This is a genomic window from Paraburkholderia silvatlantica (assembly GCF_003096715.1).
Taxonomy (GTDB): Bacteria; Pseudomonadota; Gammaproteobacteria; order Burkholderiales; family Burkholderiaceae; genus Paraburkholderia; species Paraburkholderia silvatlantica.
In genome coordinates this window covers 202,074-218,891 of record NZ_QEOL01000010.1, presented here as the reverse complement: position 1 = coordinate 218,891, position 16,818 = coordinate 202,074, and the positions used below count along the sequence as shown (strand labels likewise).

Sequence of the window (16,818 nt, the reverse complement as noted above, 5' to 3'; positions counted from 1 at the left end):
CCAAGTCGCCATTGGCGCGCAGCAATCAGGCGTCCGCGCCGAGCCGGCGCCGCACGATCGCGACGAGGCGCTCCAGCGGCAAACCCGAGCCCGCGAGCGCGGTCACCTCGGGATAGTGCTCGCGCGCGATGTCCGTGAGCACCTGGCCGGGCGGCGCTTCGACCAGCACGCTCGCGCCCGACTCGATCACGACCGTGAGCGCGTCGTACCAGCGCACCGTGTAGCGCATGTTGGTGGCGAGATCGGCACGGATGGCGTCGGCGCTGTAGAGCGGCCTGCCGCCGCGATTGTCGATATAGACGCCGCGCGGCGCGCGAAGTGGTATGTCGCGTGCCCACTCGGTGAGCATTTCGGCGGCGTCGGACAATAGTTCGCAATGCGAAGGAACAGCCACGGCGAGCCGTTGCGCCTTGCGCGCACCCGCGGCGAGCGCGCGGGCCGCGAAGGCTTCGAGCGCGCTGTCGGCGCCGGCCAGGACGATCTGGCGCGGCGCGTTGACGTTCGCCACGTACACTCGCTCGCCGCCTTCGCGTGCATGCGCATCGGCGATCGTTTCCACCTGCGTCTCGGTCAGCCCCGCGACGGCCGTGAGGCCATAGCCCGAGGGCCACGCGTTTTCCATCAGCTCGGCGCGTTTGCGCACCATGTGCAGCGCGTCGCCAAACGCGAGAGCCTCGCAGCTTACCGCAGCCGCATAAGCGCCCACGGAAAGCCCTGCGCTGAATTGCGGCGCGAGTCCTTCGTGCGCAAGCGCGCGCGCCACGGCGACGCCCGCGACCGTGAGGCCGATCTGCACGGCAACCGTGGAGCGCAAGGCGCCGTCGCTGTCGAGCGTGAGGACGTCGAAGCCGAGTGCCGCCGACGCCTCGTCGAGCGTCGCCCGCACGGCGTCGTGCTGCGGCAGCTTGTGGAGGAAGCCAGCGCTTTGCGCGCCCTGGCCTGGAAAGAGCAGGGCGAGCGTCATGCCGCTTGCCACGGGTCGGCGACGAGTTGCGCGCCGCTGGACGCGCGCGCCAGCACGCGCGGCTTGTGCGCCGCGAGCTCGGCGAGCGCGACGCCGCCTGCGGGCGTTTCGAGTTGTGCATCGATGCGTGTGCCGCAGCGGCTGGCGGCTTGCGCGAGCGTTTGCGCCAGCGCGTCGATGGCCGCGCGTGAGACGCGCTGCGGCAGGCGAATCAGGATGTCGAGATCGCTCGATGCCGTGAGTGTGGGAACGCCGGTAGCGAGTTCGAAGCCGGCGCTGCCCGTCGGGCCCCAAACGTAATTGCGCAGCGGCGCAGCGCTTGTGCGCAGGGCGGCGAGCGCGATGAACGCGGGCAGTGCGCGCCGTGTGCGAAGCGGCTCGACTCCGGGCAAATCCTCCGGAGCGAAGGATGATTCGATGTCCTCAGTATGGAGCCATGTACCGAAACGCTCCGGGCGAACGCTGCCGCGCACGCCTACCGCCACGAAGCCCGCCGCCGCGCGCGTGCGCCGCACGACCACCCAGGGCGCGCGGGCAAGCGCTGCGCGTACCCAGTCCGGTTCGTCGCCCGATGGTGTATGGTGCGCGATGCGAAGCAGGTCGTGCGCGCGCCAGCGCGCATCGTCCACGCGCGGCGCATCGACAGCGAACGGCAGGGCGGCGCACACGTGCATCAGCTGGCGTCCCACTGTTGCGCGAGGCGCTTGCGCACCTCGATCGACGCCGCGCGCGTACGCTGCGCCGATTCACCCCGCAGTCGATGCGCAAGCCCGCTCCTGTCGCCGCGTGCTTCCCGCACCTTCTGTGCGAGCACGTCGCGCACGCGTGCGATCTGCGCTTCGCCCGGCGCGTCCGCATCGACGCCCTCGATCAACTCGTCGAGGAGACCGAGCTTCGCGAACGATGCCATCGAATACGACATCGGCACGATCTTTTCGCCCAGCTCGTCGAGGTCCTCGACGCTGCGCCGCGTGACGCGCGCCGCCGCTTCCTTGCCCATGGCGTGGACCATGGTGCCGGGCGCGTCGAGCGCGACGATGCGATTGGCCTGATAGCCGTGCGCGAGAAACGCGCCCGACATGGCGGGCCCGACGATCAGCGCCACGACGGGATGCCCCGCGAGGCGCGCGCTTGCGTAGGCGTCCACGGCCGAGGCGCAGGCGAGGTGAATGCCGAGCATCTCCTCCCGATAGCCGTAAGCCTGGCTCTTCACATCCACGATCGCGATGATGGGGCGGCGCATGCCGCTCGCGGCGTCTTCGGTCATCGCTTCGCGCACGGCCTTCGCGAGACGCCAGCCTTGTTCGAGGCCCACCACGTTCTCTCGCGCGCGTGGAAAGCGGTTCGCGGGATCGGGGGCGACGGTGATGAAGCGCGCGGTTTCGTTGCCGAGCGGCGCATCGGCGTATTGCACACACGCGCCCTGCATGTCCGCGCCCGCGAGGGCGCGCAGCCAGCGTGAGCCCCGGCTCGTCGTCGTGTCGTTCATGCGTTTTCTCCGCTCGGGTTCAGGGGCGAAGCGGTGAAGACCGCACGCATCGTTTCAGGGGTGACGCTCGCGGGATCGATCTGCGCGAGTTTCGCGAGTGTGGCATCCACATCCGCCGAGCGCGGCGTGTGCGGCGCGCCTTGTGCAAACGCTGCGCGCACGGCAGCGCGCACGTCGTCCACGGCGTCTTCGACGAGCGCATCGGCGAAACCTGTCCGCGCGCGCTGCTCGCCGCCGATCAATTGCCACACGTGGCGGCGGTCGCTCGAATCGAGTTCCTCGATGCCGGCTTCCTGCTCGATCACCTCCGGACCGTTCATGCCGAGGCGGCCCTGCTTCGTCATCACGAGCGTCGAACACAGGGCGGCCGCGAGCGACATGCCGCCAAAACAGCCCACCATGCCCGCGATCACGCCGACCACGTTCACGTGCGCGCGCAACGCGACGATGGCCGACTGGATCTCCGCAATCACGGCGAGGCCGAGATTGGCCTCCTGCAAGCGCACGCCACCGGTCTCGAACAGGATGACGGGCCGCACGATCTTGCCGCGCTCGCAGTCGGCGAGCGCCAGCTCGAGTGCGGCGGCGATCTTGCTGCCCGACACTTCGCCGATGCTGCCGCCCTGGAAGGCCGATTCGATCGCGGCGACGACGGCGGGCTCGCCGTCGATGGTGCCGCGTGCGATCACGGCACCGTCGTCGGCCTGGCAGACGATGCCCTGCAACGGCAGCCACGGCGATTCGATACGGTCGAACGGCCCGAGAAGCTCGCGGAACGTGCCCGCGTCCAGCACGGCGGCCGCGCGTTCGCGCGCGCTCAATTCGATGAAGCTCTCGCGCAGCAGCGTGGCCGGCATCAGGGGATTCGTGCTGCTCATGACTGCGCCTCCTGCGCGGCTTCCACGGCTTCCGCAAGCCGCAGCGCCACCACGCCGGGCGTGGCGCCGAAGTCGTTGATCTCGATGAGCGCCGCGCCGTCGTAGCGCGTGAAGAAACGGTCGAGCACGCTCTTCCAGATGTGGCTATAGCCGTCCACGCTCGTATGCACGACCACGCGCGCCTGCATGTCGCTCGCGGGCTGCAGCAGCACTTCGAGATCGCCCGAGCCCACCACGCCCACGTGGGCGCGCGTCGTCACGGCGCGCTGCGCCGGATAGTCGAATGTCAGTTGTTCCATGAAACCGTCCTCCCGCCCATGCGGTGCTGAAGCAGTCTGTCGATGAAAAGCGTCGCGGCGAGCAGATCGGCCGCGCCACCCGGCGATGCGTTGAGTGCGAGCAGGCCGCGTTCGAGCGCGTCGAACGCGGCGCGGCCGGCTTGCGTGGCGAGGCCGCCAGCGTCGCGCACGCGCTGCGCGCCCGTTTGCGCGGCCTCGCGCCCGGCGAGCCCCGCGCGATGCAGCACGCAGGTGTCGTCGAGCGAGGCCATGATCGCGAGCAGGGCGTCCACGCGCGCGTGGGCTTCTTCGCGGCCTTGCGCGCGTGCGGCGTGCAGGGCGGGCAGGCCCACGCGCACGACGTGCGGAAAGCTTTCTTGCGCTTCGCTGCGCGCGCCGCCTACGTGGTAGCGCTGACGCACGCGCTCGCCGTTGCTCTGCGCGGGCTGCGCGAGCAGGTCGTCGAAGCGCGCGATCTGCGCGGCCGTTTCGCAGATGTGCGCCGCGTGCACACACTCGCTGTCGCTGCCTTGCGGTGTATGCACGATCGCTGCGCCCGCCACCAGCAGCCCGACAATCCAGATCGCGCCGCGATGCGCGTTGCTGCCTTGCGTCGCGCGCATCATGGCGGCTTCGCCGGCGCGGCCGATGCGCGCGAGATCGGTGCGCAGCGCCGTGCCGGGCGCGGCCCCGCGCGAAGCGCGCGCGAGCGCTGCGAACGTGGGTTCGAGCGCGTGCGCCGAACGCAGCATCGTCGCCAGATCGAGATCGTCGTGCGCGCCACTACCGCGCGCGTCCACGAGCGCGGGCTTGGGCGTGAGGCGCGCCTCTTCGATCAGCGCGTCGCGGGCGAAGCGGGCGAGCTGCGCGTCGGAGGAGGCGAGCCGCGCGTCGCCGGCGTACGCGGCACGCCGCGCGAGACCCGCCGAGCCCTCGGCAAGCGCCGTAAGAGCAAGCGTACGCATCGCGCTTACCAGCTGCGGAAACGGGCGGGCGGCGTATAAAGCCCACCCGACCACGTCACCAGATCGTCGATGCTGCGCGCCGCGAGCAGCGAGCGCTTGGCCTCGCCGCGCAAGATGCCGAGATCCTCGGGGAACTGCACGATGCCGCGCCGGCGCAGTTCGTCGGTTTTCTGCTGCTGCGCGCGCAGGCCGATGGGCGTCACCCCCGCCACGGCCGCGAGCGCGGCGCGGCGCTCGTCGATGCCCTCCGCGCGATGCAGGTGCGCAATGCCCTCTTCGGTCACGACATGGCTCACGTCGTCGCCGTAGATCATCACGGGCGCGACGGGCATGCCGCTTTTCTGGCCCACGGCGATGGCGTCGAGTTCGTCGACGAAAGTCGGCTCGCCGCCTTTCTTCCACGTTTCCGCCAGTTGCACCACGAGCTTGTGGCCGCGCGAAACGGGGCCGTTATCCTTGAGCAGCTTGAGCCAGGCTTCGCTCGCATGGCGCCGGCCGCGCGGATCGTGGCCCATGTTCGGCGCGCCGCCAAAGCCCGCGAGCCGGCCGCGCGTGACGGTGGACGAATTCGCGTCCGCGTCGATCTGCAGCGTCGAGCCGATGAAGAGATCCACGGCATATTGCCCCGCGAGTTGGCACAGCACGCGGTTCGAGCGCAGGCTGCCGTCGCTGCCGGTAAAGAACACATCGGGCCGCGCGGCGATATAGGCTTCCATGCCCACTTCGCTGCCGAAGCAATGCACGCTTTCCACCCAGCCCGATTCGATGGCGGGAATGAGCGTGGGGTGCGGATTGAGCGTCCAGTTGCGGCAGATCTTGCCTTTCAGGCCGAGCGACTCACCGTACGTGGGCAGCAGCAACTCGATCGCGGCGGTGTCGAAACCAATACCGTGATTGAGCGCGGCGATGCCATAGGGCGCGTAAATGCCCTTGATGACCATCATCGCGGTGAGCACCTGCAAGTCGCCGATGTGGCGCGGATCGCGCGTAAACAGCGGCTCGACCGCGAACGGCCGGTCGGCCTGCACGACCACGTCGACCCAGGAACCGGGAATGTCCACGCGCGGCAGTTCATCGACAATTTCGTTAACCTGAACGATCACGATGCCCTGGCTGAACGCAGCGGCTTCGGCGATGGTCGGGGTGTCTTCGGTGTTCGGGCCGGTGTAGAGATTGCCGTGGCGGTCGGCTTTTTCGGCGCACAGCAGCGCGACCTGGGGAATCAGGTCGACAAACATGCGCGCGTACAGCTCGACATAGGTATGGATCGCGCCCACTTCGAGCTGCCCGTCTTCGAGCAGTTGCGCGACGCGCAGGCTCTGCGGCCCCGCGAACGCGAAGTCCACGCGGTGCGCAATGCCGCGCTCGAATAGCGTGAGGTGCTCGGGGCGGCTGATGCTCGAAATCAGCAGATGAACGTTGTTGACCTTGGCCGGATCGGCCTTGGCGAGCGCGCGCGAGAGGAAGTCGGCCTGCTTCTGGTTGTCGCCTTCGAGCGCGACGCGGTCGCCCGGGCGGATCAGCAGTTCGAGCGCATCGGTCATGCGCGAGGCGGGCAGGACGCCGTCTTCGAGCCAGCCCGAAACGGCGGCGAGGCGGCGGGCCTTCTCGTCGCGGCGCGTGGTCCACGAACGCGGCGCGAGGTCGGGCGAGGTTGGCGTATCAGCTTGAGGCTTCATCGGCAGTTCGGCTCCGTGAGCGGGAAGAGGCGGCGCGCGGCTTCGCGGCGGCAGTGTGTGCCGAAGACGGCGCTGAGGTTGCCGCCGCGGGCAGCGCGGCGCGCTCGGTCAGGAAACGGTAGATGAGTTCGCCCGTGCCGAGCAGGTGCTCGGCCACGAGCTTTTGCGCGGCGGGCACGTCGCCGCGCTTGACGGCGGCGAGAATTTCGGTGTGCTCGCTATCGGATTCGCCCTTGTATTCGGGAAAGCCGAATTTCAGGCGCAGATAACGTTCGCCGCGACGATGCAGCGCGGTGAGCATCTCCATCAGCTGCGGGCGGCCGGCGGGCGCGTAGAGGCTCATATGAAAGGCCTCGTTGCGCGCGACATAGAGCGACGGATCGCGCTCGCGCTTCGCGGCGGCGGCCAGCGCGCTCACGTCGCGCAGCGTGGCGCCCGTGTGATTCGGAATGGCGAGGCCGAGCGCGAGGCTTTCGAGCGCGGAGCGGATTTCATAGATTTCGCGCGCCTCGTCCGCGGAGAGCGAGGCCACGCTCGCGCCCTTGTTGACCTCGATCTTCGCCCAGCCCTCGCTCGCGAGCTGGCGCAGCGCCTCGCGCACGGGGATCGCACTAACCGAAAAATGCCGCGCGATCGCGTCCTGGCGCAACGGCGCGTCGGGCGCGAGCTTGCCCTCGACGATCGCGCTGCGCAGGGCGTCGGCGATCATGCGCGAGGTGCTGGTGCGGGGCGCAGCAGCGCCTTCCAGGGGAAAACCATTCGTTGCGTCGCTCATGAGATCAAATATTATATATAAAACGACCAAGGCGAAAGCCTCGAAAACCCGCAACACAGCAACACCGGTTTCACTATAGACGGGTAAGAAGAACGGGGGCTGACAGGGAGTTCCTGAAGAGGGCCGGCATTGCCGCGGCCTGCATTTCCGCGTTTCGCGGCGTGCGTGCGCATCGTGCTGCGCGGGCTGGCGAGGCATCAAAGGAGAGAGGAGCATCATGAATTCGATCACCGAGTCCGCGCGGCGAACTCGCACCAAGACACCGCTCAACCGGTCGCAGATCGCCGGTTTCTGGGGCGCCTGGGCCGGCTGGACGCTCGACGGGATGGACTCGTTCATCTACGCACTCGTGCTCACGCCCGCGCTCACGGAACTGTTGCCGCGTTCGGGCTACGAGGCGAGCGCGGCGAACGTCGGGCTTGCCGGCTCGATCCTGTTCGCGCTCTTCCTCGTGGGCTGGGGGCTGTCGTTCATCTGGGGGCCGCTCGCAGACCGCTTCGGCCGCACGCGCGTGCTGGCCGGCACCATCTTCATGTTTGCGATCTTCACGGGGCTTTCGGCCACCGCGCAGAGCGTGTGGTCGCTCGGCATCTACCGCTTTCTGGCGGGCGTGGGGATCGGCGGCGAGTGGGCGCTCGCGGGCACTTACGTGGCCGAATCCTGGCCCGAAGACCGCCGCAAGATGGGCGCGGGCTACCTGCAGACCGGGTATTACGCGGGCTTCTTCATTGCGGCCGCGCTCAACTACACGGTCGGCGTGCACTTCGGCTGGCGCGCCATGTTCCTCACGGGTGCGTTGCCGGTGGTGGTGGCCATTCTCGTGCTCACGCGCGTGGAGGAACCGGCCAAGTGGCAGAAGTCGGAGGCGAGCCACGTGCATCGCGGCAGCCCGCTGCGTGAAATCTTCGGCGACGTGTATCGCCTGCGTACCGTGGTTGCGTGCGCGTTGCTGACGATCGCGATCATCGGGTTGTGGGCAGGCGCGGTTTATGAGCCGTCCGCGGTGATCCAGCTGGCGACGAAGGCGGGCGCGAACAAGGCCGAGGCGATCCGCACCGCTTCCATCGCCACGGGCATCCTGTCGATCGGCACGATTCTTGGGTGCCTCGCACTGCCGCCCATGGCCGAGCGCATCGGCCGCAAGTGGACGCTCGCCGTCTATTTCGCGGGCATGGCCGTGACGATCGCGGCGAGCTTCGGCTGGGCGTTCTACCTGGAGAACGGACTCGTGCCGTTCATCGCGCTGCTCTTCGTGCTGGGCTTCTTTGGCGGCAACTTCGCGCTGTTCAGCCTCTGGCTGCCCGAACAGTTCGAAACGCGTGTACGCGCGACGGCGTTCGCGTTCTGCACGTCGTTTGGCCGCTTCGTGGGCGCGGGCGTGAACTTCCTGCTGGGCGCGGCCGTGCTGCATATGCACACGCTCGGCGTGCCGGTCGCGCTCACGGCGCTGGCCTTCGTGCTCGGGCTCCTGATCATTCCGTTCGCGCCGGAAACGAAGGGTCAAACGCTGCCCTCCTGACCCCCTATGCGGCGCGTCGGTTAGCGCCGCGCCTTCACGAGCCTCGGCGGCAGCAGGCGCCAGCCGAGATTGACCCCGAGGCTCGCCGCCACGATCAGCGCCATGCCCGCAAGCTGGGGCACGCTCAGCGCACGACCGTAGACGATCGCGTCGACGGCGATCGCGGTGAGCGGATACACGAACAGCAGCACGGCGATCACGGGTGTCGTCAACATCGGCAGCGCGCCATAGATCAGCACGTAAGAAAGCCCGGTGTGCAACACCCCCATGCCGACTAGCCATCCCCACTGCGTGGCGGAAATATGCGCGAGTTCGAGCGGCGCAAAAAGCGGCGCGATGAGCGGCAGGCACACGGAACCCACCACACATTGCGTAAGCGTGAGCAGATGCGGGCGAAAGTTGCGCAGGCTCTTGGCGATCAGCGTGACGCTCGCATAGAGCACCGAGCCGCCCAGCGACTCGCCAATGCCGATCATGTAGCTCGTGCGATCGGCCACGTGGGTCTCCACGAGCACGCCGGAAGCAAGCACGAGCCCCACGAACGCAATGCCGATCCAGCCCAGCCGGTCGGCGCCGAGCCGCTCGTGAAAGAGCGCCGCGCCCATCAGCACGACCCAGAACGGCTGCACATGGAACACGACCGTCGAAACGGCAATGCTCGTGCGATGGATCGCGTCGAAGAAAGCGACCCACTGCGTGACCATCAGCACACCTGAAATCACCGCGAGCGCGAGCGTGCGGCGCGTGAACTGCCGCGGCGAGAGCCAGCCTTTGTATGCGCAGTACCCGGCGAGCGCGAGCATGCCGAAAAAGCAGCGGAAGAATACGAGCGTGAGGGCGCCGAGGCGCGCCTCCTCGACGAACACGCCGATCGTGCCCATCAGGAGGCCGCCGCCCGCGAGCATGAGGACGCCTTGCTGGCGGTTGCCGTGATGTTCGGGTTGCATGGCCGGAGCGGGGGAATCGAAAGCGGGTTGGAGACAGGCTCAGTATTCGCCAGTTGCGGAGCGCGGGCAAACGAATTAAATTGAAGAATTCCATCAACGCAGCTTATAAATCGTTTCCCCGGCCGCATATGAACCCCGAATTCGATATCGATTTGCTGCGCACCTTCGCCGCCGTGGCGGATGCGGGCAGCTTCACGAAGGGCGCTGTGGCCGTGCATCGATCGCAGGCGGCCGTGAGCATGCAGATCAAGCGGCTCGAGCAGATGCTCGGCACCACGCTATTCACGCGCGACACGCGCAATCTCGCGCTCACGCGCCCCGGCAACACGCTGCTCGAATATGCGCGGCGCGCGCTCGACCTGCAGGAGGAGGCGTGGGCCGCGCTCGTGCGGCCCGAGGTGACGGGGCGCGTGGTGCTCGGCGCGCCCGACGACTATATGGCGTCGCTGCTTTCGCCGGTGTTGCGGCGTTTTTCGACTCTCTACCCGCACGTGGAGATCGAGATCGTCTGCGCGCAGAGCGTCGCGCTTGGGCCGATGCTGGCGGACAACAAGATCGATATCGCGTTCGTCACGCGCGACCGCAAGATGCGCGGCGAGTTCGTGCGCGCCGAGGAGATGGTCTGGGTCGGGTCCGCCACCGACCCCGCGCCGCTGGCCATGTCGCCGCTGCCGGTGGGGCTCTACGAGCATGGCAGCGTGGCGCGCGCGCATACCGTGGCGGCGCTCGACGGCGCGCACATCCGCTACCGCGCCGCGTATAGCAGCGCGAGTTTGATGGGTTTGACGGCGACGGTGGAGGCGGGCATTGCGATCGTCGCGCTCACGCGTTGCAGCGTGCCGGCGCGCTTCGCGATCCTCGGCGAGGCGCAGGGCCTGCCGAAGATCGAGCCGCTGGAAATCGTGGTGGCGCGCAGCGTCAAGTCGAACCGGCCGACTTGCGATTATCTCGCGCAGCAGATGGTGCAGGACCTTTCGGTGCCGCGTCAGCGCGGGTAGACGCTCACTTCGCCGCCCACCGCAAGCCGCACGCGCTCGCCTTCGCGAGGCGTGCGATAGCCTGGCACGCGCGCGCGGACCGTTGCGTGCGCATCGATCAGCTGCAGCGTGAGCGCGGCGTCCTGACCCTGGAAGGTGACGGCGCGCACCACGGCTTCCAGCGCGCCGCCGGATTGCGCGGATTCGGGCAGCACGTCGATCTGCTCAGGGCGCAGCATCACGTCCACGGCGCCTTCTTGCGCATGCTGGTCTTGCTGGATCGGCAGCGCGCCGAGCACGCAATGCGCTCGCCCGTTGGCGACGTTACCCGGCAGCAGCACCGCCTCGCCGATGAAGGCCGCGAGTTCGCGCGTGGCCGGGCGGCGATAGAGCGTTTGCGGCGGCCCGCTCTGCAACAGCTTGCCTCGCCACAGCACGGCGACCTCGTGGCCGAGCGAAAGCGCCTCGGCCTGGTCGTGCGTGACGAGCACGGCGGTCGCGCCTGCGGCGGCCAGCGCGCGCGCCACGGCTTCGCGCGTTTCGATGCGCAGCGCGGCGTCGAGCGACGAGAACGGCTCGTCGAGCATCACGAGGCCGGGTGAGGGCGCGAGCGCGCGGGCAAGCGCCACGCGTTGCTGCTGGCCACCCGAGAGTTGTTGCGGCGCGCGCGACGCATAGGATTGCGGAAGACCGACGAGTTCGAGCAATTCGGCCACGCGATGGCGCGCGCGCCGCTGCGCACGCGGCAGGCCGAACACGATGTTCTCGGCGACAGTGAGGTGCGGAAAGAGCGCGCCTTCTTGCGGCACGTAGCCGATATGACGCTGCTCGGTCGGCAGATGCAGCCGGTCGCCTGCGACGCGGCGGCCGTCGATCTCGATCGTGCCGGCGTCGGCGCGCTCGAAGCCGCACAACACGCGCAGCAGCGTGGTCTTGCCGCTGCCCGAAGGTCCGAGCAGTGCGACGAGCGAGCCCGAGCGCACGGAAAGATCGATGCCGTGCAGGACCGGATGGCCGTCGAAGGCCTTCTGGAGGCCGGAAATGCGAAGTGTGCTCATGGGACTCAGTGAGGCTCAGGCGTCGTCGGGCGGCGCGTTGATCGTATCGACCGGCACGTTGACCGTCGCATGGCCCGGGAGCGCGGAACGGCCGGCAAACGCGAACAGCAGGCCGGAAGCGGCGAGCGAAAGCGCGGTGAGCAGCGCGGCATAGGGCGCGGCGGCCGCGAATGCGAGGGTCGAGGTATCGGTCCAGACCTGCGTGGCGAGCGTGTGTGTGCCGATCGGCGCGAGCAGCAGCGTGGCGTTCAGTTCGGTGACCACCGAGATGAACACCATCGAGGCCGCGGCGCCGAGGCCGGGACCCGCGAGCGGCAGCACGACGCGGCGCAGCGTTGCAAACCATCCCAGGCCGAGCGCGCGCGCCGTCTCTTCGAGGCGCTGCTGCGCTTGCATGAGCGCCGCGCGCACGCTGACGAGCGCAAGGGGCAGACAGAGGATCGCGTACGCCGTAATCAGCAGGGTGGTGCCCTGGTAGAGCGGTTCGAGCGCGCGCACCGCGAGCGAGACGATGGCCAGCGCGATGACGAGACTGGGCACGCCCTGCGCGATGAAGGCCGTGCGTTCGAGAAAGGTGGCGGCGCGGCCGGGATAGCGCGCAAGCAGGTACGCGAGCGGCAGCGCGAGCAGTACGGTGAAAAACGCGGCGGTGAGGCCGAGGCGCAGCGAGGCGAAGGTGGTTGAAACCAGCAACTCAGGCGAGACATCGGCGGGCGTGATCGCTGCCGCGCCGGGCTGCGTGAGCCAGTAGCCGATCATCGCGAGCGGCACGCCGAGCGTCGCCACATTGAGCGCGACGAAACCCGCCGCGACGGGCCAGCGCCAGCGGCCGAGCGCATGTCGCGCGCTCGCGCGGCGCGCGCCGCGATCCACGCGCTCATAGCGCGAACGTCCACGCACGCGAAACTCGAGCACGAGACACACGAGGCAGAGCAGGATCAGCACGCAGGCCAGCAGCGAGGCGCCCCCGCCGTCGAAGCTCGTGCGGTACTCCGCATAGATCTCGGTGGTGAACGTGCGAAAGCGCAGCAGCGTAAATGCGCCGAATTCGGAGAGCACGCCGAGCGCGACGAGCAGCATCGAGCCGAACAGCGCGGGCCGCAATTGCGGCAGCACGACGCGTACGAAAACGGCCCAGCGGTTGCAGCCGAGCGCGCGCGCCGATTCTTCCAGCGCGGGGTCGAGGCCGCGCAGCGCGGCGGCCACGGGCAGGTAGACGAGCGGGAAATAGGCCGTCGTGATGACAATGAACGCGCCGAGAAAGTCCTGCAAATCGAGGCTCAGGGAGACCCACGCGTAGCTCGTGACAAACGCGGGCATGGCGAGCGGCGCGGCGGCGAGGAGCGCCCAGGCGCGCCGCCCCGGCACGTCGGTGCGCTCGACGAGCCAGGCCACCGCAGTGCCAAGCGCCGCGCAAGCGAGCGTGGCCGAAACGGTGATCGAAAGCGTGTTGACGAGCAGCTCGCCTACCAGCGGCCGGAAGATCAGCTCGGCGGCGTCGGCGAGACCAAAGGATAGCGCGCGCCAGAACGTCAGAGCGAGCGGCAGCAGCACCAGCAGCGGGCCGAGCGCGGCGGCGGCGAAAAGCGCGCGAGGCGCACGCCGCCGCGTGCGTTGGGGCGGCACCCCAGCGACATCCGCTTGAGAAGACTTCGGCACGGCCTGCGCCGCAGTAACGGCTTCACTCACGATCTTGCTTCGAACTCCATACCGGTTACAGCAGGCCGGCCTGGCGCAGCAGCTTGCCCGCCTGGCTGTCGTCGCCGAGCTGCTGGATGGTCAGCGCGGGCGGCTTCAACTGGTCGAACGGCTTGTTGATGGGATCGCTCGCCACGCCGGGGCGCAGCGGGTACTCGAAGCTGATGTGGTCCTGCGCCATCAGCTTCTGCGCGCGCTCGCTCACGAGGTAGGCGAGGAACTTCTGCGCACCGTCCACATTGTGCGCGGACTTCGTCACGGCGGCACCCGAAACATTGACGAGTGCGCCCACGTCGCCATCGGCGAAATGCGCGACCGCGCTCTGTGTTTTCTTGTCGCCGATTTCGGCATGCAGGCGGTCCCAGTAATAGTTGTTGATGATGCCGGTGGCGACCGCGCCGCGGTTCACGGCAGCGACCACGCCTTCGTCGTCGTCGAAGATCTGCGAGTTGGTCTTCAGACCTTTGAGCCAGTCGAGCGTGGCGGCTTCGCCCTTCACGGCGAGCACGGCGTCGACGAGCGGCAGGAAGTCGGCGTCGCTCGGCGCGATGCCGACCTTGCCCTTCCATTCGGGTTTGGCGAGATCGAAAATCGACTTCGGCAATTGCGCGGGCTGCACCTTGGCCGTGTTGTACGCGAGCACGTTTTCGCGCGCGGTCACGCCCACCCATTGTCCTTGCGGCGAGTTGAAGCGCGCGGGCACGGCCGCGAGCGTCGCTTGCTGCACGGGGGCGAGCAGGCCCTTTTCTTCCAGCAGCATCAATTCGGGCGAGTTCTCCGTGAAGTAGACGTCGGCGGGCGTCTTCCCGCCTTCGGCGACGAGCTGCGCCGCGAGCGCGGGACCTTCGCCGCTGCGGACCTTCACGTCGATGCCGGTCTGCTGCTCGAAGTCCTTCGCAAGCTGGTTCGCGACCTGCTCGTGCTGTGCGTTGTAGAGCGTGATCGACGCGGCGTGGGCGGCGAGCGGGAGCATGCTCGAAAGCGCGAGCGAAAGGGCGGCGGCGCGCAGCGGTGTGCGCATCAGGGAAATTTTCATATTGCTTCGTTATCCGTGTTATCGATGAGTTTCAGGCACTGAACAGCTCCGCGCCGATGAACGAGCCCGCCTTCGCACCGGGCGGGCACGCGAAGATCGCGCTGCCCACGTGCGTCGTGAACTGGTTCATCATGTCGAACTTCGCGAGCTTTTCGTTGATCGGGATGAAGCCCGTACGCGGGTCGCCCTGGTGAGCGATGAAGATGAGGCCCGCGTCGTATTCGGTTTCCTGGCGCCACGGCGGCCAGCGCTCGATATAGAAGTCCGTGCTGTCGTTATACGAATACGAGCGGCGCAGGATCTGCGCGCCATTGTTCGACGCGCGGTTCGAGAGCCGTACGTGCGAGTTCTCGGGAATCAGCGGATTGCCGTCCTTGTCTTGCGCGTCGAGATCGACGTTGTCGAATTCCTTCTTCTGGCCCAGAGGCGCGCCGCTGTACTTGTGGCGGCCGAACACCTGTTCCTGGAAGCCCAGTTCCATCTGGTCCCAGTGTTCCAGCGTGATACGGATGCGGCGCACCACGGTGTAGGTGCCGCCCTGCATCCACGGCGCATCGGCGGCGGTGGCCCAGACGAACTGGTTCATCGCCTTCGGGTCCGTGGTCGGCGGGTTGTTCGTGCCGTCCTTGAAGCCCATGAGGTTGCGCGGCGTCTGTGCGCGCGGGCCCGAGAGAAAGCCCGCCTGGCCCCAGCGCATCGTCAGGATGCCATAGCCCTGGCGCGCGAGCTGGCGTACGGCGTGGAAGGCGACTTGCGCGTCGTTGGCGCACGCCTGCACGAAGAGGTCGCCGCCGGTCTTTTGCGCGATCAGCTGGTCGCCGTTGAAACGCGGCAGATCGACGAGCGCGGCGGGGCGCTTGTGCGCGAGACCATAGCGGTCCTTGTCCTGCGACGCGAAGAGGCCGGGGCCGAAGCCGAAGGTGACCGTGAGGCCCGCCGGGCCGAGGCCCAGCACGTCGCCGGAGTCGGGCGCGGGGTGGTCGTCGCCCGTGCCGTCCAGCGAGGCCGCCGGCTGCGCCTGGCTCATGCGCGCCGCGGACTCGGTCCACTTGCGCAGCAGGTCGATGACGTCGTCGCGCGAGGTCGTCGTGAGGTCGAAGGCCGCGACATACGTGTGTGCCTGTTGCGGCGTCACGATGCCGCCCTGGTGCGCGCCGTAGAACGGCTCGACGGCGAGCATCGGGTCGGCGGGCATCGCATGGTGCTTCGCCTCGGCGGCCTGGGCGAGGCCGCTTGTAGCCGCGCCTGCGCCGAGGCTCGCACCAAGCACGGCACCGGCTTTCAGAAAGCCGCGCCGCGCGGGGCGCGAGGGTGGGCTGGAGGGATTGTCGGAGGACATGATTATTTAGCCAGCACGAGAGTGTTCACGTCGTCTTCCACGTAGTAGAAGCCGTCGGCTGCCGGGGTCAGCGCGATGCCGAAAAGGTCGCCGTTGCCCGGGGGAGTTTGCGCCTTGTCGGTATCGATCCAGCGCGCGTATAGCTGTTTCGCCGCGGCCGGGTCGATCTCGACGACCTGGCCGTTCAGGGCATTCGTCACGAGCAGGTGGCCCTGCGGCGTGGTGACCATGGCGAGCGGACGGTGCAACAGGCCGTCGGCGGTGAGCTGGCGGCCCACGCCCGCGCTCGTGTCGCGCGTGAGCGGGTCTTCGATCACGTTGATGCGGTTGCCGATCGCGTCGGACACGTAGAGCCGCTTGTTGTCCGCCGAAAGCGCGAGGCCAGTCGGGCCGACGAGGAACACGCCCTTGTCCGCCTGCGCGCCGAAGCCGCTCGCCACCACGGTTTCGCGCTTCACGACCGGCGTCTGGCCGCTCGGGATGTCGAGATCGAGGCGCAGCACCGTGGCCTGCTTGAACACAGGCGGATTGCCGTCCGCGCCGCCCACGCCGAAGCCCGCATTGCTCACGAACAGCGTGGCGTGGTCGCCGTTGTCGACCACGGCCATGTTGCCCCACGGGTCATTGATGTTCGGACTGCTGATGACCTTGGCAATCTTGCCGCTGCTGTCGAGTACGATCATGCAGCCCGCGCCCTTGGTGCCGGTGGTGCCGTCGTTGCTCGGCGTGCTCCCCACGATGACCCAGCCCGACTTGAGCATCGTCATCGCAGTCGAAAGGCCGACGCCGCCCGGGCATTCCTTGAGATCGCGCGGAATCGTCGCGAACAGCGACATCTGCTTCGTATCGGGGTGATAGTCGATGATGGTGCTGCCGGTGCCCTGCAGGTTGGCCGCGTTGTTGAAGTTGTCGACCAGCACGTCGCCTTCTTTCACCGTGCCGGAGGAAACCGGCGCAACGAAGATCGCGTACGGGTTCTGGTCGCCGTTGTCGGGCACGGTGTTGATGAGCGTGGTGTGGTGCTTGACGGTCTCGAGCAGGCCCTGCGGGTCGGCGTGTGCGGCGAGCGGCGCGCCGGCGAGCGCCGCCGCGGCGGCAAGCGCAAGCGCCGAGCGGACCGCGTGGACCGTGCATTGCAGGAGCGTGCGCGTAGCGTGTTTCATACTGAATCTCCGTGCCTCGCGCGGCCGCAGCGCGTGCGGCAGGGAACGCGCGA

Annotated in this window: 16 protein-coding genes; 2 read left to right on the top strand and 14 right to left on the bottom strand. The window is 68.3% G+C overall.

Features of this window, described 5'->3' with window-relative positions:
• Positions 1–25: 25 nt before the first annotated feature.
• Genes mdcH through C7411_RS15915 form a run of 8 tightly spaced genes read right to left on the bottom strand, consistent with a single transcriptional unit; the run spans position 26 to position 7,028 of the window.
• Complete coding sequence (mdcH, locus tag C7411_RS15950) at positions 26–964, bottom strand: malonate decarboxylase subunit epsilon (protein WP_110385222.1); 939 nt, start codon at positions 962–964, stop codon at positions 26–28.
• Complete coding sequence (locus C7411_RS15945; protein WP_110385257.1) at positions 961–1,638, bottom strand: malonate decarboxylase holo-ACP synthase; 678 nt, start codon at positions 1,636–1,638, stop codon at positions 961–963. Before C7411_RS15945 ends, mdcH begins: the two co-directional genes overlap by 4 nt.
• Positions 1,638–2,453: a biotin-independent malonate decarboxylase subunit gamma gene (gene mdcE / locus C7411_RS15940; protein WP_110385221.1), complete on the bottom strand. Its 816-nt coding sequence runs from the start codon at positions 2,451–2,453 to the stop codon at positions 1,638–1,640. Before mdcE ends, C7411_RS15945 begins: the two co-directional genes overlap by 1 nt.
• Positions 2,450–3,331, bottom strand: coding sequence for a biotin-independent malonate decarboxylase subunit beta (locus tag C7411_RS15935; RefSeq protein ID WP_110385220.1), 882 nt, complete (start codon positions 3,329–3,331; stop codon positions 2,450–2,452). Before C7411_RS15935 ends, mdcE begins: the two co-directional genes overlap by 4 nt.
• Entirely contained in the window at positions 3,328–3,630 is a 303-nt protein-coding gene (locus C7411_RS15930) for a malonate decarboxylase subunit delta (RefSeq protein WP_042265098.1), read from the bottom strand. Before C7411_RS15930 ends, C7411_RS15935 begins: the two co-directional genes overlap by 4 nt.
• On the bottom strand, positions 3,618–4,574 hold the full coding sequence (locus C7411_RS15925) for a triphosphoribosyl-dephospho-CoA synthase (RefSeq protein ID WP_110385219.1): 957 nt from the start codon (positions 4,572–4,574) through the stop codon (positions 3,618–3,620). The genes C7411_RS15930 and C7411_RS15925 overlap by 13 nt, the downstream gene beginning before the upstream one ends.
• A 5-nt stretch (positions 4,575–4,579) precedes the next feature.
• Positions 4,580–6,253 carry a malonate decarboxylase subunit alpha gene (gene mdcA, locus C7411_RS15920; RefSeq protein WP_110385218.1) on the bottom strand — a complete coding sequence of 558 codons (1,674 nt, stop codon included), beginning with the start codon at positions 6,251–6,253 and terminating at the stop codon, positions 4,580–4,582.
• Positions 6,237–7,028 carry a GntR family transcriptional regulator gene (locus tag C7411_RS15915; protein ID WP_110385217.1) on the bottom strand — a complete coding sequence of 264 codons (792 nt, stop codon included), beginning with the start codon at positions 7,026–7,028 and terminating at the stop codon, positions 6,237–6,239. The genes mdcA and C7411_RS15915 overlap by 17 nt, the downstream gene beginning before the upstream one ends.
• A 217-nt stretch (positions 7,029–7,245) precedes the next feature.
• Between C7411_RS15915 and C7411_RS15910 the strand changes: the two genes are divergently transcribed.
• Positions 7,246–8,547, top strand: coding sequence for an MFS transporter (locus C7411_RS15910; RefSeq protein ID WP_110385216.1), 1,302 nt, complete (start codon positions 7,246–7,248; stop codon positions 8,545–8,547).
• 20 nt (positions 8,548–8,567) lie between these two features.
• Here C7411_RS15910 and C7411_RS15905 read toward each other — a convergent pair whose 3' ends face one another.
• On the bottom strand, positions 8,568–9,494 hold the full coding sequence (locus C7411_RS15905; protein ID WP_110385215.1) for a DMT family transporter: 927 nt from the start codon (positions 9,492–9,494) through the stop codon (positions 8,568–8,570).
• 128 nt (positions 9,495–9,622) lie between these two features.
• Here C7411_RS15905 and C7411_RS15900 point away from each other — a divergent pair, with 128 nt between their 5' ends.
• Positions 9,623–10,492, top strand: a complete 870-nt coding sequence (locus C7411_RS15900) for a LysR family transcriptional regulator (RefSeq protein ID WP_042265108.1) — start codon at positions 9,623–9,625, stop codon at positions 10,490–10,492.
• Here the strand turns inward: C7411_RS15900 and C7411_RS15895 are convergent.
• From C7411_RS15895 to C7411_RS15875, 5 genes are read right to left on the bottom strand one after another with little or no spacing between them, the layout of a single operon-like run.
• Entirely contained in the window at positions 10,480–11,529 is a 1,050-nt protein-coding gene (locus tag C7411_RS15895) for an ABC transporter ATP-binding protein (RefSeq protein WP_110385214.1), read from the bottom strand. The genes C7411_RS15900 and C7411_RS15895 overlap by 13 nt on opposite strands.
• 15 nt (positions 11,530–11,544) lie before the next feature.
• Complete coding sequence (locus tag C7411_RS15890) at positions 11,545–13,218, bottom strand: ABC transporter permease (RefSeq protein WP_110385213.1); 1,674 nt, start codon at positions 13,216–13,218, stop codon at positions 11,545–11,547.
• A gap of 25 nt (positions 13,219–13,243) precedes the next feature.
• Positions 13,244–14,263: an iron ABC transporter substrate-binding protein gene (locus tag C7411_RS15885; RefSeq protein WP_110385212.1), complete on the bottom strand. Its 1,020-nt coding sequence runs from the start codon at positions 14,261–14,263 to the stop codon at positions 13,244–13,246.
• A 31-nt stretch (positions 14,264–14,294) separates the two neighbouring features.
• Positions 14,295–15,602: an iron uptake transporter deferrochelatase/peroxidase subunit gene (efeB, locus tag C7411_RS15880; RefSeq protein WP_110385211.1), complete on the bottom strand. Its 1,308-nt coding sequence runs from the start codon at positions 15,600–15,602 to the stop codon at positions 14,295–14,297.
• Between the two features lie 2 nt (positions 15,603–15,604).
• Entirely contained in the window at positions 15,605–16,765 is a 1,161-nt protein-coding gene (locus C7411_RS15875; RefSeq protein WP_110385210.1) for an NHL repeat-containing protein, read from the bottom strand.
• Between the last annotated feature and the right edge of the window lie 53 nt (positions 16,766–16,818).

Bases quoted from the DNA above. Each gene is read 5' to 3' on its own strand.
- mdcH (WP_110385222.1), bottom strand. From the start codon at position 964: ATGACGCTCGCCCTGCTCTTTCCAGGCCAGGGCGCGCAAAGCGCTGGC.
- C7411_RS15945 (WP_110385257.1), bottom strand. From the start codon at position 1,638: ATGCACGTGTGCGCCGCCCTGCCGTTCGCTGTCGATGCGCCGCGCGTG.
- mdcE (WP_110385221.1), bottom strand. From the start codon at position 2,453: ATGAACGACACGACGACGAGCCGGGGCTCACGCTGGCTGCGCGCCCTC.
- C7411_RS15935 (WP_110385220.1), bottom strand. From the start codon at position 3,331: ATGAGCAGCACGAATCCCCTGATGCCGGCCACGCTGCTGCGCGAGAGC.
- C7411_RS15930 (WP_042265098.1), bottom strand. From the start codon at position 3,630: ATGGAACAACTGACATTCGACTATCCGGCGCAGCGCGCCGTGACGACG.
- C7411_RS15925 (WP_110385219.1), bottom strand. From the start codon at position 4,574: ATGCGTACGCTTGCTCTTACGGCGCTTGCCGAGGGCTCGGCGGGTCTC.
- mdcA (WP_110385218.1), bottom strand. From the start codon at position 6,253: ATGAAGCCTCAAGCTGATACGCCAACCTCGCCCGACCTCGCGCCGCGT.
- C7411_RS15915 (WP_110385217.1), bottom strand. From the start codon at position 7,028: ATGAGCGACGCAACGAATGGTTTTCCCCTGGAAGGCGCTGCTGCGCCC.
- C7411_RS15910 (WP_110385216.1), top strand. From the start codon at position 7,246: ATGAATTCGATCACCGAGTCCGCGCGGCGAACTCGCACCAAGACACCG.
- C7411_RS15905 (WP_110385215.1), bottom strand. From the start codon at position 9,494: ATGCAACCCGAACATCACGGCAACCGCCAGCAAGGCGTCCTCATGCTC.
- C7411_RS15900 (WP_042265108.1), top strand. From the start codon at position 9,623: ATGAACCCCGAATTCGATATCGATTTGCTGCGCACCTTCGCCGCCGTG.
- C7411_RS15895 (WP_110385214.1), bottom strand. From the start codon at position 11,529: ATGAGCACACTTCGCATTTCCGGCCTCCAGAAGGCCTTCGACGGCCAT.
- C7411_RS15885 (WP_110385212.1), bottom strand. From the start codon at position 14,263: ATGAAAATTTCCCTGATGCGCACACCGCTGCGCGCCGCCGCCCTTTCG.
- efeB (WP_110385211.1), bottom strand. From the start codon at position 15,602: ATGTCCTCCGACAATCCCTCCAGCCCACCCTCGCGCCCCGCGCGGCGC.
- C7411_RS15875 (WP_110385210.1), bottom strand. From the start codon at position 16,765: ATGAAACACGCTACGCGCACGCTCCTGCAATGCACGGTCCACGCGGTC.